We start from the raw sequence: 13,354 nt of genomic DNA on the forward strand, positions 1-13,354 counted from the left end.
CCAGCACCCGCTCGGCCAGTTTCGCCTGGGCGGTGCGCCGCTGCTGCCCCTCGCTCGCGCAGCCCGCCAGCATGGCGAGGCATCCGGCGGCAAGAACGGCGCGCATCAGCATGATGTCAGAGCGTCGCCATGGCCGCGTTGGTGAGCACGATGTCGAGCACCCGCAGCCCCACGATCAGCACCAGCGGCGAGAAGTCGATCGCGCCCGTGTTCGGCATGATCTTGCGGATCGGCCCGAGCAGCGGATCGAGCAGCGCGTTCACCGCGCGATAGATCGCCACCACGAAATCGTTCGAGGTGTTGACCACGTTGAAGGCCATCAGCAGACTGAGAACGAACTGTACGATCACCAGAAAGATGACGATCGAAATCAGATAGCCGACGATCTGCGACAAGGTCAGAAGCAACACTGGCGAATACCCTTTATGTTTGCGTCCCGCCGCGCAATCTAGGCGTTCGGGCGAGGTGTATCAACTGAGTAACACGGGATGCGCGTGGCGCAACCCCGCCCTCAGCCCTTGCTGACCAGCGTGCCCGCCCCGCGGCTGGTGAAAAATTCGAGCAGCATCGCATGCGGCACCCGCCCGTCGAGGATCACCGCCGCCTCGCAGCCCGATTCGACCGCCTGCACGCAGGTCTCCAGCTTCGGGATCATGCCGCCGGTGATGATGCCCTGATCCTCCAGCCGCGCAATGTCGGAGGGGCGCAGGTCGGTGAGCAGCTTGCCCTCCTTGTCGAGCACGCCGGGAACGTCGGTCAGCAGGAACAGCCGCGCCGCGCCCAGCGCCGCCGCGATCGCGCCCGCCATGGTGTCGGCGTTGATGTTGTAGGTCTGGCCGTGGCCGTCGGTGGCGATGGGGGCGATGATCGGGATCATCCCCGCCGCGCTCAGCGTGTTGAGCACCGTGGTGTCGACATCCTTGGGCTCGCCCACGAAACCGAGGTCGACCGCCTGTTCGATCTGGCTGTCGGGGTCTTTCACCGTGCGGCTGACCTTTTCGGCCCGCACCATCTTGCCGTCCTTGCCGGAGAGGCCAATGGCGGTGCCGCCGGCGCGGTTGATCCAGCTCACCAGCTCCTTGTTGATCGCGCCCGAGAGGACCATTTCGGCCACCGAAGCGGTCTGCTGATCGGTGACGCGCAGGCCGCCGACGAACTCGCTTTCCACACCGAGTTTCTTGAGCATGGCGCCGATCTGCGGGCCGCCGCCGTGGACCACCACCGGGTTGATGCCCACGGCTTTGAGCAGCACGATGTCCTCGGCGAAATCGCGCGCGGCCTCGGGGTTGCCCATCGCGTGGCCGCCATATTTCACCACGAAGCTGCGCCCGGCATAGCGCTGGAAGTAGGGCAGCGCCTCGATCAGCGTCTCGGCCTTGGCGAGCATCTGTTTTTCGGTGGTCTGGTTCATGGCGCGGGCCTTAGCCGGTCCGAAGGGCAAAGCCTAGACCGATCGGACTGTCGTCGCACGCCCTGATGGCTCCGTTAGGGACTTGTTGACCCGTGCTCCGCCATCGTGGCGCGATGGGCAATGTGCATTTCATGCGGAACGGCAAACCGGCGCGCGGCAAGCGATCCCGCCAAGGCTGGTTCCCCTTCGTGCTGGTGGGGCTGCCGCTCGCGGCCTTTTGCGCCGTGCTGACGATACCGCTTGAAGACAGTATCGCCACAGAGATCCTTGTCCCCGCCTCCCTGTCTCCCGGCATCGATGCGCAGTTCGCGCGTTGCTCGGGCCGGGTCCGCTACACCTGCGTCGTCGATGGCGATACCTTGTGGGTCGAGGGCACGAAGATACGCCTCGCCGACATCAATACGCCCGAGATCAGCAAACCCGGCTGCGCTTTTGAAAGCGAACTCGGCGAAAGGGCGACCGCACGGCTGGTTACCCTGCTCAACAGCGGCCCCTTCGTGCTCGAACGCGACGGCCCCGACGAGGACCGATATGGCCGCAAGCTGCGCATCGCCGTGCGCAACGGGAAAAGCCTCGGCGACACGCTCGTCGCCGAGGGATTGGCTGAAGAGTGGACCGGGCGCCGCCGGAACTGGTGCGCCTGACCCTGACTTATTCGGCAGGTGCCGATGTTTCCACCGCGCTGTCGACCGGGGTCATCGGCGTTTCGGGCAGGTCGACACCGACCGCTTCCTCATCCGCCGGGGTGGCGATCAGTTCGCCGCCGCTCAGGTCCACGGTTTCGACTTCGGTGGTCGGCTCGGCGGCCTCTTCCTTCTGGCAAGCGGCGAGCGCGAAGGCCCCGGCAAGCGCAAGAACGGCGGCGGTGCGGGCGGGAATAGGGCGCATGGTAGTCTCCTTGAAACGTTCACGGGGCACTGCGCCTATGATGCCCGCCCGGCGCGCGACTGGCCAGTGCAATGTGCAACCGACGAGCGGGCACGGTGGCTCAGGCGGTGAGCACCTGCTTGAGCACGGCGATGCGCTCGCGTTCGGCGGTCAGGTCGTGCTCGGGATGGGCGGCGACCTTGTCGAGCAGGACTTTGAGTTCCTTGCGGCGATCTTCTTCGGTGGTTTCGTGCTTGGCGTCAGTCATCGGTTTACTCCTTTCCTGACCTTTCAATTCGTCAGGCGGGCAGAGGTTCCAGCGGAGCGCGAATTGCAGGGACTTACCATCCGTTCGTCCTGAGCCTGCCTGAGGACTGCTTTCCCTTGCGACCGCGCGGGAGGCGGGAAGAGAAGGACGGCCCTTCGACAAGCTCAGGGCGAACGGGGGTTGGGTTCGTGCGGCGCGGGGCTCAGCGCTGCTCGGAGGCGGGCTGTTTGGCCCAGGGATTGACGTGTTTTGTGGGCTTGTCCTGCGCCGGGCCGCCCGCCGCCTCGACCAGCGCGGCGACCGCCTGCTGCTCGGCCTGAGCGTCGGCGTCGTTTTTCGCGGAGGGGTCGCCCGCATGGGGGACGGTGCAATAGGCGGTCAGGCAGACCCCACCCGCCCAGAGCAGGGCCCGCCAGCGGCTGCGAAAGACTGCCTGGTACTTGCCGAACATGGCGGCGGGTATGGCATGCGGAGGGTTAAGGTTTGGTGGGTGTCGGGAAGGCGGAGGCAGCTGAATTGCAAACCTCCGCCCCTTTTGGTCAACTCACCGATTGTCGAGTTGTGCGCGGACAGCAGCGAGCCCGGACCTTGTGATCCGGTAAGGCTTGCCACCGTTGCTCACAATAAACCCCCGGCGACGAAGCCGATTGAATGTTTCGAGCTCGCAATCAACGAGGTGAAAGCCGTCGCGCGTATAGCATTCCGCTACGACGATCTTGCTACCTTGCTTGAGGACAGTGATCTTGCCCCCTTGCGCCAACGCATGGAGCGTGCGCTGTTCTTTCTTGGATATATTCATGGAAGTGATCCGTGTTCGCGAACAAGCGCGCGCAAGCATCGCTGCGCGCGCGTTCAGGCGAGCAATTTGCCCACCCGGCGAATGGGACGCTTCACCAGCCGATCAGGCTGGCACCGTCCGTTAGCGGATCACAATCTCTGTCATAAATTCCTGTGAAGCGGCTTTTGGCACAGGAGCGGGGCCGTGTCTCTAGCGATTTGACGAGGGGCCTTGGCGCCTTGCCAAGCGCAGGAGGCAGCTCCATTCTCCCCCATGTGCCTGATTGGAAACGCCGCAACACTGATCGAGCCCGGACGTTACGGCGCGAGGCCACGCCTGCCGAACGCTTGTTGTGGCAACATTTGGCGCGCAGTCAGGCCGGAGCGAAGTTCAGTCGGCAGATGCCGGTCGGACCGTTCTTCGCCGACTTCCTGTGCCGTGAATTAAAGCTGGTGGTGGAACTTGACGGGTTCAGCCACGATTTCCGGCCCGAGGCAGATGCGGGGCGCGATGCATGGATGGCAGCGGAAGGCTACCGGGTGCTGCGGTTCACAAATCGGGACGTGCTGGAGAATGCCGAAGGGGTGGTCATGGCGATCAGGAAAGAAGTGCAAGGCCTGAAAAAACAGGGCTGACACTCCCTCCCGCCTGCGGGAGGGAAGCGAGACTTGCGAGCTTGCTCGCTAGTCGCAGCTGGGTGGGCTGGGGCGACGCCTGTTTAAGGTCGCGGTGGAGCCTTGCGGCTCCATGCCCACCCCCGGCCCCTCCCGCAAGCGGGAGGGGAGGCGACTACTCCGCCGCCACGCTCCCGCCGGAAACCTCACCGAACATATCCGGCCCGGCGTCTTCCTCGCCCTCGTTCGCAGCGACGGCCTTCGCGTTCTGGCGCTTGTCGAAGCTCGCCCAGACGTCCTGCCAGTTGCCCTTGGTCGCGCCCTTCGAATATTCGGTCGCGCGGGTTTCGAAGAAGTTCGCGTGCTCCACCCCGTTCAGCAGCGGGGTCAGCCACGGCAGCGGGTGCTCGTCGATCATGTAGATCGCGGGCAGGCCCAGCTGGCCCAGACGCCAGTCGGCGATGTAGCGGATATATTTCTTGATCTCCTTCGCCGTCATGCCGGGCACCGGGCCCTGCTCGAAGGCGAGGTCGATGAAGGCGTCTTCCAGCCTCACCGTCTTCTGGCACATGTCCATGATGTCTTCCTTCACCGCCTTGGTCAGGCAGTCGCGCTCGGCGCAGAAGGCGTGGAACAGGCGGGTGATGCCCTCGCAGTGCAGGCTCTCGTCGCGCACCGACCAGCTCACGATCTGCCCCATGCCCTTCATCTTGTTGAAGCGCGGGAAGTTCATCAGCATCGCGAAGGAGGCGAACAGCTGCAACCCCTCGGTGAAGCCGCCGAACATCGCCAGCGTGCGCGCGATGTCCTCGTCCGAATCGACGCCGAATTCCTGCAGATAGTCGTGCTTGGCCTTCATCTCCTCGTATTCGAGGAACATGCCATATTCGCTTTCGGGCATGCCGATGGTGTCAAGCAGGTGCGAATAGGCGGCAATGTGGATCGTCTCCATATTCGAGAAGGAGGCCAGCATCATCTTGACCTCGGTCGGCTTGAACACGCGGCCGTATTTCTCGTGGTAGCAATCCTGCACCTCGACGTCGGCCTGGGTGAAGAAACGGAAGATCTGCGTGAGCAGGTTGCGCTCGTGCTCGGTGAGGTTCTGCGCCCAGTCGCGGCAGTCCTCGCCGAGCGGCACTTCCTCGGGCATCCAGTGGACCTGCTGCTGTCGCTTCCAGAACTCGTAGGCCCAGGGGTATTCGAACGGCTTGTAGGTCTTGCGGGCTTCGAGCAACGACATCTGGTATCTCCGGTGATCAGCGCGAACAGCCGATATAGCGATTGTGCACCCATTTTCGAAGCACCGCGAGGGCATTTCGGCGGGGATAAGAGTCGCCTCGGCGCAGGTGCCCGAGGGCGGCGGGCAGCGCGGCTAGATTTTCGGGCGGCCCAGCCGGCGCGACAGTTCGAGCACGGTCATGATCGGGGTGCCCCACAGCCACGTGAGCAGGGCCGCTTCGCGCCAATGGCCGCTCTCGGGCAGGTGCATCGAGCAGGCATAGACCTCGAACAGATCGTCGGGCGTGCAGGCCGAGGGCCAGAGGGCCGTGGAGCAGAGATAGACCCCGAGCGCGCTCCATCCGAGCAGCACGAGAAACAGCGCCAAGTAGCGCGAGACCTTCACCTCGCCATAGCCGTGATGCGTCGGAAATCGTTTCGCGCGCGGTGTCATGGTGATCCCAGCATAACCGGCGGGCGGTTAACACCGGCTTGCGTGGCCCCGGCGGTAGATGGCCTAAAGCGGGATGACATAGCATCGACCCACAAAGCCCTTCCCCTGCGGGGAAGGGTTGGGATGGGGGTTCGACACCAGCGTTGAGCCCCCACCCCCAACCCCTCCCCAAGGGGAGGGGAGCGAGGTGGAGCAGATACGAAAACGGCGGCGCGTCCCACTGGACCCGCCGCCGCCTGATTTTCCGCTTCGGTCTCGCCTTACTGGCAGGCGAGGCATTCCTCGTAGTCGGTCTGGCCGCCACCCTGCGCGCTGAGTTCGAACTTCTGCGCATCGGGCGTGTTGTCGGCCTCGACCCCGCCCGCGAACCCGGCGCGCTGCACCGACTTCGAGCGCAGATAGTACAGCGACTTGATGCCCTTCTCCCAGGCCTGGAAGTGCAGCATCATCAGATCCCACTTGTCGACATCGGCGGGGATGAACAGGTTCAGCGACTGCGCCTGATCGATGAACGGCGCGCGGTCGGCCGCGAATTCGAGCAGCCAGCGCTGGTCGATCTCGAAGCTGGTCTTGAAGGTGTTCTTCTCTTCCGCCGTGAGGAAGTCGAGGTGCTGGACCGAGCCGTTCTTCTCAAGGATCGAGTTCCACACGTTGGTGGAGTTCTTGCTCTTCTTGTCGAGCACCTTTTCAAGGTACGGGTTCTTCACCACGAAGCTGCCCGAGAGCGTCTTGTGGGTGTAGATGTTGGCGGGGATCGGCTCGATACAGGCCGAGGTGCCGCCGCAGATGATGCTGATCGAGGCCGTCGGCGCGATCGCCATCTTGCAGCTGAACCGCTCCATCGCGCCCACTTCGGCCGCGTCGGGGCAAGGCCCACGCTCCTGCGCCAGCATCAGCGAGGCCTCGTTGGCCTTGGCGTTGATGTGCTTGAACATCTTGAGGTTCCACGCCTTGGCCATGGCGCTTTCCATGCCAATGCCCTTCATCTGCAGGAACGAGTGGAAACCCATCACGCCCATGCCGACCGACCGCTCGCGCGCCGCCGAATACTTGGCGCGGGCCATCTCGTCGGGCGCGCGGTCGATGTAGTCCTGCAGCACGTTGTCGAGGAAGCGCATCACGTCCTCGATGAAGCGCTTGTCGCCGTTCCACTCGTCCCACTTCTCAAGGTTGAGCGAGGACAGGCAGCAGACCGCCGTGCGGTCGTTGCCGAGGTGGTCGATCCCGGTGGGCAGCGTGATTTCCGAGCACAGGTTCGAGGTCGAAACCTTGAGCCCCAGCTCGCGGTGATGCTTGGGCATCATCCGGTTCACCGTGTCGGAGAAGACGATGTAAGGCTCACCCGTGGCCAGCCGCACCTCGACCAGCTTCTGGAACAGCGAGCGGGCATTGACCTTGCCGCGCACCGAGCCGTCCTTCGGGCTCAGCAGTTCAAAGTCCTCGCCCGCGCGCACGGCTTCCATGAACTTATCGGTGAGGAGCACGCCGTGGTGCAGGTTCAAGGCCTTGCGGTTGAAGTCGCCGCTGGTCTTGCGGATTTCGAGGAACTCCTCGATTTCCGGGTGGTGCACGTCGATGTAGCAGGCCGCCGAGCCGCGCCGCAGCGAGCCCTGCGAGATCGCCAGCGTGAGCGAGTCCATCACGCGCACGAAGGGGATGATGCCGCTGGTCTTACCGTTGAGGCCGACCGGCTCACCGATGCCGCGCACATTGCCCCAATAGGTGCCGATGCCGCCGCCCTTCGAGGCCAGCCACACGTTCTCATTCCAGGTGTTGACGATGCCTTCGAGGCTGTCCGACACCGAGTTCAGATAGCACGAAATGGGCAAGCCGCGCCCGGTGCCGCCGTTCGAGAGCACGGGGGTGGCGGGCATGAACCACAGGTTCGAGATATAGTCGTAGATGCGCTGGGCGTGGTCCTGATCGTCCGAATAGGCATCGGCCACGCGCGCGAACAGATCCTGATAGGTCTCGTTCGGGAGGAGATAGCGATCCTTCAGCGTTTCCTTGCCGAAATCGGTCAGGTTCGCGTCGCGCGCCGCGTCGGTGGCAATCGTGAACCGGCGCGGATTGACGGTCTTGGAATCGGGCTTGGCCGCCTCGGCTGCGGCCACGGCCGCACCGGCCATCGCACCGGCCACTGCGCCGGAAACGGCCTCGGCGTCCACCAGCTGTTCGCTGCCCTGGTCCTTGCGGTCCATCGTCACTGCCTTTTTGCCCTTTTCCTTGGGCGCGCCAGCGGCTGCGCCCGTCGTCTCATCAAGTGCCAAGTTCGCCTCGTCGGTGTTGCGAAATTCCATTTGCGTCTTGCTCCCGGCCCCTGCGTTGCAACACCGGACGAGGCCGCTGCCGCATATGATATGTTCCACACATGTTCCGGACAAGCAGCAATCGTCATGCCGCCCGTTTCCGTCACCCGTGCCCTGCGATCCTGCCAGCCAGCGCCCACCTCCTGCCATCGAATCGCCCCTCGTCTGCCAAGTGGGGCTGCGCAGGGGGAAAACTAGGTCTAGTAGGTGTCACTGGCCCTTCGACCACAACCCTTAGTGAATCGGTGCGCGCAAAGGCGCAATAGGGCAAACCCGGTTTTGAGCCGAACTGACCAGATCTCCACAAGGTGTTTTATATGACCAACACACTGCGACGCGTGGTCCCTCCTCGGGTCGCGTCCTGTGCAAGACCTAAAACGCAGTTGAGGAAAAATATCTGCGCCGTTTCGGCCTTGCATTTCTTTCGAATCGAGCCCCGCAACAAAGCTGCGCAGGTAGGGATTCCTTAACCGTGTTTGCACTATGCGCGAGCCCTGTCAGCCGCGCAAGCGCCGTGCCGCACCGCAGGAGAACGAGACGATGATTGCCTTGTTCAAGGCCATACCCTTCGGCATTTTCCTGAGCCTGATCGTGGCCCTGTTCATGGGCTCGGGCGGGGCCACCGGCGGCATGCTCGCCGTCGAGCCGTTTCATGTCAACATCCCCGAGCTGGGGATCGCCATGAAGCTCTACTGGAGCTGGTATCTGTTCCTCGGCGGCACCCTGCTCAGCTGGTTCCTGCTGCTGATGATGGGCGACTGATCGCCCGCCTAGGGCACCAGTACCGTATCGACCGGCAAGGGCGCGGTCTCGGGATAGTCGAGGATATAGTGCAAGCCCCGGCTTTCATGCCGCTTCAGGGCGCTTTGCACGATCAGGTCCGCGCATTGCAGCAGGTTGCGCAGTTCGACGAGATCGGTGGTGACCGTGAAGTGGCCGTAATAGTCCTCCACCTCGGTGTGCAGCAGCTTGATCCGGTGCGCCGCGCGTTCGAGCCGCTTGGTGGTGCGCACGATGCCGACGTAGTTCCACATGAAGCGGCGGATCTCGGTCCAGTTCTGCTTGATCACCACCTCTTCATCCGAATCGGTAACGCGGCTTTCGTCCCAGCCGCTGATCGGCGGGACGGCCTCGAAGCTGTCCCACCGCGCAAGGATGTCGCGCGCGGCGGCATCGCCGAACACGAAGCATTCGAGCAGGGAGTTCGACGCCAGCCGGTTCGCCCCGTGCAGCCCGCTCTCGGTGCATTCGCCCGCAGCATAGAGCCCCGGCAGATCGGTGCGGCCATCGAGGTCGATCACGATCCCGCCGCAGGTATAGTGCTGCGCGGGCACCACCGGGATCGGCTCTTTGGTCATGTCGATGCCGAGCGTTTCGAGCTTGTCGTAGATGGTGGGGAAATGCTCCATCACGAATTCGGGCGGCTGGTGGCTGATGTCGAGATGGACATAGTCGAGCCCGTAGCGCTTGATCTGATCGTCGATGGCCCTTGCCACGACGTCACGAGGCGCCAGTTCCATCCGCTCGGGGTCGTAGTCGACCATGAAGCGGTGGCCGGTCTCGGGGTGGAGCAGATGCCCGCCCTCGCCGCGCACGGCCTCGGTGATGAGGAAGTTCTTGATTTCGAGGTTGTAGAGGCAGGTCGGGTGGAACTGCATCATCTCCATGTTGGAGACGCGCGCGCCCGCCCGCCAGGCCATGGCGATGCCGTCGCCGGTGGCGCCGCGCGGGGCGGTCGAAAACTGGTAGACGCGCCCCGCCCCACCGCTCGCCAGCACCGTTGCGCGGGCGGTATGGGCGACGACCTTGCCCGTCGTGGTGTCGAGCGCATAGGCACCCCAGACCCGGCCCGAGCCCGAATAGCGCTCCTCGTGCCGCCCGGTGATCAGCTCGACGCAGGTCTGGTTGGGCAGCAGGGTGATGTTGGGATTTTCCTCCGCCGCCTTGAGCAGTGCAGCCTGCACCGCCCAGCCGGTGGCGTCGTCGACATGGACGATCCGGCGGTGCGAGTGCCCGCCCTCGCGGGTGAGGTGAAGGTGGTCGCTCTCACGGTTGAACGGCACGCCCAGCTCGCACAGCCGGTCGATCGCCTCGGGCGCGTGCGAGATCACGAATTCGACCGTCTCGCGGTCGTTGAGGCCCGCGCCCGCCACCATGGTGTCGCGGATATGGTCCTCGAAGGTATCGCCCGCATCGAGCACGGCGGCGATCCCGCCCTGCGCCCAGGCGGTGGAGCCGCTGGTGAGCTTGCCCTTGGCCAGCACCAGCACCTTGAGCTTCGTTGCAAGCGTGAGCGCGGCAGTAAGGCCGGCGGCGCCCGAGCCGATGATGAGGACGTCGTGCGATGTCATCGTGGCGTCATGGCCCGAGCTTTGAAGCTCGGCAAGTGAGGTCAGGCAAGTTTTTCGTCGCTGGGCAGCCCCGCACGCCGCATCGGCTCAGGCCGGATCGAAGATTTCGTCGGCGACGGCCACCGAGCCTTCTTCCTCGCCGGCCATGCAGGTCTGATTGCGACCGCGTTCCTTCGCGCGATAGAGCCGCCGGTCGGCGAGCGTGATACATTCGTCCATCCGCTCCGCCTCGTCCAGCCGGGCGACCCCCGCGCTGAACCGGAGCCGGTAGTCGGCGGAGAAATCGAACCGCTCCTGCTCGGCAGCCTCGCGAATCCGCTCGACGATGCGCGCCGCCTCGTGCGCCTTCGCGCCCGGCGCGATCAGGAGAAACTCCTCCCCGCCCCAGCGACCGACCACATCGCCGGGCCGCACATTGCCTTCGACAATGCGCGCAAACACGCTCAGCACCTGATCGCCCGCATCGTGACCGAACCTGTCGTTGCAGGCCTTGAAGTGGTCGATGTCGATCAGCGCCAGCGAGGCGCGCGGCGCGGCAAGGCTGGAATGGCGCAGCGCCTCGTCGGCCATTTCCAGCGTGGCCCGGCGATTGCACAGACCGGTCAGCGGGTCGGTCATGGCGAGATGGCGGAACCGGCGCCGATGGCGCAGCAGGATGAAGACGATCGCGCCCAGCAACGAAAAGATGATGACCGCCCCGGCAATGACCACGCTGGCCAGCCATAGCCGCGCTTCGCTCCTGCGTTGCTCTTCGGCGAGGTTGCCTTGCAGTTCCTCCGTTTGGAAACGCGCCCGCATAGCGGTTATCCCGCTTTGCAGCTCCGACTTGTAAAAAGCGTCCGCCACTTGGCGGGCCCTGCGCAAATCGGCATAGGCCTCGCCATTCCGGTTCAGCGCGGCGAGGGCCTGGGCACGCGTGTCCAGAGCCATGACCAGGTCGTCCTGCTGTGCGGTTGCGGATTCGTTGGCAATCAGCGGATCGAGCAAGCGCAGCACACCGGCGGCATCACCCCGTTCGCCGAGCAATCTGGCCATCAGGGCAGTGACCGAAAACCGCATGGGTTCCCCTTCCTCGGTCAGGGCCGCGTAAGCCTGTTCGCAAGCCGGAATGGCTTGCGCGAGAGCCTCGCCCTCCAGCGCAGCGCGACAGGTGCCAAGCTGCGCATAGGCGACCGCATAGGCATTGCCGACATGGCGCGCCTGATCCGCCGAAGCGCTGAAATCGCGCAGCGCGCGATCCCAGTCGCCGGCAGAAAGTTCGACCGAACCACGCAGGAACAGATCGTTCGCGGCAAGATCGCTCATCCCCAGCGCCAGCTCGATCTTGAGCGCTTCGGAATGGAGCTGCTCGGCATAGGCGAAGTCGTAGCCCTGCGAGACGAAATAGCCGAGCATCGAGGCCGCCTGTGCTCTGGGGGCAGACATCCGCTTGCCGGCGCTGTTGCGATAGGCCTGCGCGGCAAAGGCAAATGCCTCACGCGGCCGGTCCAGCTCGGAAAAGTAATAGGCAAAATCGATGGCGCGACAGATTTTGGCAGTGCTGCCCGATGGCAAGGCATGGAACTCGCGCTCCAGCGCTTCGAGCATCTGCAAGGCTTCGCCCCGATCCTCCATCTCGCCGACCCCATCGAGGCGCAGAAACAGCCGCAGCTGCTCGGAAGATGCGAGAGATGCGGCGGCACGGCGCGCCTGTTCTCTGGCGTCCGAGACAGTTTTTCCGGTCATCGCAAGGGCAATGGTTTGCGCCGCATAGAGCTCGGCGATGCGGAGCTTGCTGGCCGGATCGGTTTCGGCGATTTCCCTGGCGATATAGCTTACCGCAGCCACAGGATCGCGCCCGATCTCGATCTCCACCCGGGTGATCGCAGGATCCTCGCTGCCGACACAGCGGGCCGCCGCCTCAGCGCTTTGCAAAGTGCAGGCCACCGCGATCCCGGCGGCGAACACGCGGAGGCCTCGCCGAAGCGGCGCAGGACAAGAAGGGGCCTGTTCTCGCACATGGTGGGCGTACGAGACAGGCCTTTACCAATCGTTATTCCCGTTATGGGTACCGCGACCTCGTGCCTTCGCGTGGTCTGGACTGACTCTCCCGTCAGGCCCCGGCGCTGGTCAACTGGACGAACACGTCTTCCAGATCGGCCTCGCGCGTGGTCACATCTTCGATTGCGAAGCCTGCCTCCTGCAACCGCGCCAGCACCTTGCCCGCATTGCTCTCGCGTTTGTCGTAAGTGACCTCGATCAGCCGCTCGCCCGCTTTCTCGACCTTGCGGAAATGCGGATCGGACGGCAGTTCGGTCACTTCCTTGTCGACCGTGACGGCGACGATCTTTTCGCCCATCTGGCCGATCAGCTCAGCGGTGGGCTTGTTCGCCACCAGCTCGCCGTGGTTGATGATGGCGATGCGGTCGCACAGCTGCTCGGCCTCTTCGAGATAGTGCGTGGTCAGCACCACGGTCACGCCTTGCGCGTTCAGCTCCTGCACCAGCTCCCACAATTGCCGCCGCAGCTCCACGTCGACGCCCGCGGTCGGCTCGTCGAGCACGAGGATCGGCGGCGAGTGGACCATGGCCTTGGCGATCAGCAGCCGCCGCTTCATCCCGCCCGACAGCGTGCGGGCATAGGCATCGCGCTTGTCCTCCAGCCGCACCGCGCGCAGCAGCTCTTCGGAACGGCGCAGCGCCCTGGCGATACCGTACATCCCGCCCTGATTCTCCAGCACCTCGAACGGGGTGAAGAACGGGTCGAACACGATCTCCTGCGGCACGATCCCGATCGAGAGCTTCGCATTACGCGGATGCGCGTCGATATCGTGGCCCCAGATGCTTATCGAGCCCGAGGTCTTGTTGACCAGCCCGGCCATGATGTTGATCAGGGTCGACTTGCCCGCGCCATTGGGGCCGAGCAGGCCGAACACGCCGCCCTGCGGCACGTCGAAGGAAAGGCCTTTCAGCGCCAGCTTCGGCTCGGCCTTGCCCGACCCTGCATAACGCTTCACCACATCGCGGATTTCAATCGCTGCCTCGCTCATGGCGCATCCAATGCGCGCTCGCCCGGCCCGAGGCAAGGGGCAGGGCGCCAACCATA

At 64.3% G+C, this 13,354-nt stretch carries 15 protein-coding genes; 3 read left to right on the forward strand and 12 right to left on the reverse strand.

Annotated elements, in window-relative coordinates; translation table 11 throughout:
• Positions 1-116: 116 nt before the first annotated feature.
• A complete protein-coding gene (locus D2V17_RS05380) occupies positions 117-410 on the reverse strand; it encodes a YggT family protein (protein ID WP_119592069.1) in 294 nt (97 codons plus the stop codon).
• Positions 411-511: 101 nt separating this feature from the next.
• Entirely contained in the window at positions 512-1,411 is a 900-nt protein-coding gene (gene argB / locus D2V17_RS05385; protein ID WP_119592070.1) for an acetylglutamate kinase, read from the reverse strand.
• A 92-nt stretch (positions 1,412-1,503) separates the two neighbouring features.
• Here argB and D2V17_RS05390 point away from each other — a divergent pair, with 92 nt between their 5' ends.
• Positions 1,504-2,055, forward strand: coding sequence for a thermonuclease family protein (locus tag D2V17_RS05390; protein ID WP_245978554.1), 552 nt, complete (start codon positions 1,504-1,506; stop codon positions 2,053-2,055).
• 7 nt (positions 2,056-2,062) lie between these two features.
• Here D2V17_RS05390 and D2V17_RS05395 read toward each other — a convergent pair whose 3' ends face one another.
• The 4 genes from D2V17_RS05395 to D2V17_RS05405 all read right to left on the reverse strand — a co-directional run bounded on the left by D2V17_RS05395 (position 2,063) and on the right by D2V17_RS05405 (position 3,345).
• Entirely contained in the window at positions 2,063-2,299 is a 237-nt protein-coding gene (locus D2V17_RS05395) for a hypothetical protein (RefSeq protein WP_119592071.1), read from the reverse strand.
• A 100-nt stretch (positions 2,300-2,399) separates the two neighbouring features.
• Positions 2,400-2,546 (reverse strand): hypothetical protein, encoded by a 147-nt coding sequence (locus D2V17_RS21235; RefSeq protein ID WP_191229084.1) that lies wholly within the window; start codon positions 2,544-2,546, stop codon positions 2,400-2,402.
• A gap of 202 nt (positions 2,547-2,748) precedes the next feature.
• Positions 2,749-2,997 (reverse strand): hypothetical protein, encoded by a 249-nt coding sequence (locus D2V17_RS05400; RefSeq protein ID WP_119592072.1) that lies wholly within the window; start codon positions 2,995-2,997, stop codon positions 2,749-2,751.
• Positions 2,998-3,090: 93 nt separating this feature from the next.
• Positions 3,091-3,345, reverse strand: coding sequence for a YjhX family toxin (locus tag D2V17_RS05405; RefSeq protein ID WP_119592073.1), 255 nt, complete (start codon positions 3,343-3,345; stop codon positions 3,091-3,093).
• 254 nt (positions 3,346-3,599) lie between these two features.
• On the opposite strand from D2V17_RS05405, the gene D2V17_RS05410 reads away from it, so the two are divergent.
• Complete coding sequence (locus D2V17_RS05410; RefSeq protein ID WP_119592074.1) at positions 3,600-3,959, forward strand: endonuclease domain-containing protein; 360 nt, start codon at positions 3,600-3,602, stop codon at positions 3,957-3,959.
• 154 nt (positions 3,960-4,113) lie between these two features.
• On the opposite strand, the gene D2V17_RS05415 is transcribed toward D2V17_RS05410, so the two are convergent.
• The 3 genes from D2V17_RS05415 to D2V17_RS05425 form a co-directional block, all read right to left on the reverse strand.
• Positions 4,114-5,178 carry a ribonucleotide-diphosphate reductase subunit beta gene (locus D2V17_RS05415; protein WP_119592075.1) on the reverse strand — a complete coding sequence of 355 codons (1,065 nt, stop codon included), beginning with the start codon at positions 5,176-5,178 and terminating at the stop codon, positions 4,114-4,116.
• A 132-nt stretch (positions 5,179-5,310) separates the two neighbouring features.
• Positions 5,311-5,610, reverse strand: a complete 300-nt coding sequence (locus D2V17_RS05420) for a hypothetical protein (RefSeq protein WP_119592076.1) — start codon at positions 5,608-5,610, stop codon at positions 5,311-5,313.
• 260 nt (positions 5,611-5,870) lie between these two features.
• Complete coding sequence (locus D2V17_RS05425) at positions 5,871-7,910, reverse strand: ribonucleoside-diphosphate reductase subunit alpha (RefSeq protein WP_119592077.1); 2,040 nt, start codon at positions 7,908-7,910, stop codon at positions 5,871-5,873.
• Between the two features lie 492 nt (positions 7,911-8,402).
• On the opposite strand from D2V17_RS05425, the gene D2V17_RS05430 reads away from it, so the two are divergent.
• Positions 8,403-8,681 (forward strand): hypothetical protein, encoded by a 279-nt coding sequence (locus D2V17_RS05430; RefSeq protein ID WP_119592078.1) that lies wholly within the window; start codon positions 8,403-8,405, stop codon positions 8,679-8,681.
• A gap of 8 nt (positions 8,682-8,689) precedes the next feature.
• On the opposite strand, the gene nadB is transcribed toward D2V17_RS05430, so the two are convergent.
• The 3 genes from nadB to D2V17_RS05445 form a co-directional block, all read right to left on the reverse strand.
• A complete protein-coding gene (nadB, locus tag D2V17_RS05435; protein ID WP_119592079.1) occupies positions 8,690-10,270 on the reverse strand; it encodes an L-aspartate oxidase in 1,581 nt (526 codons plus the stop codon).
• Positions 10,271-10,357: 87 nt separating this feature from the next.
• On the reverse strand, positions 10,358-12,217 hold the full coding sequence (locus D2V17_RS05440; protein WP_119592080.1) for a GGDEF domain-containing protein: 1,860 nt from the start codon (positions 12,215-12,217) through the stop codon (positions 10,358-10,360).
• A gap of 145 nt (positions 12,218-12,362) precedes the next feature.
• A complete protein-coding gene (locus tag D2V17_RS05445) occupies positions 12,363-13,298 on the reverse strand; it encodes an ABC transporter ATP-binding protein (protein WP_119592081.1) in 936 nt (311 codons plus the stop codon).
• Positions 13,299-13,354 lie beyond the last annotated feature (56 nt).

It is taken from the genome of Aurantiacibacter xanthus, from assembly GCF_003584015.1.
Classification (GTDB): Bacteria; Pseudomonadota; Alphaproteobacteria; order Sphingomonadales; family Sphingomonadaceae; genus Alteraurantiacibacter; species Alteraurantiacibacter xanthus.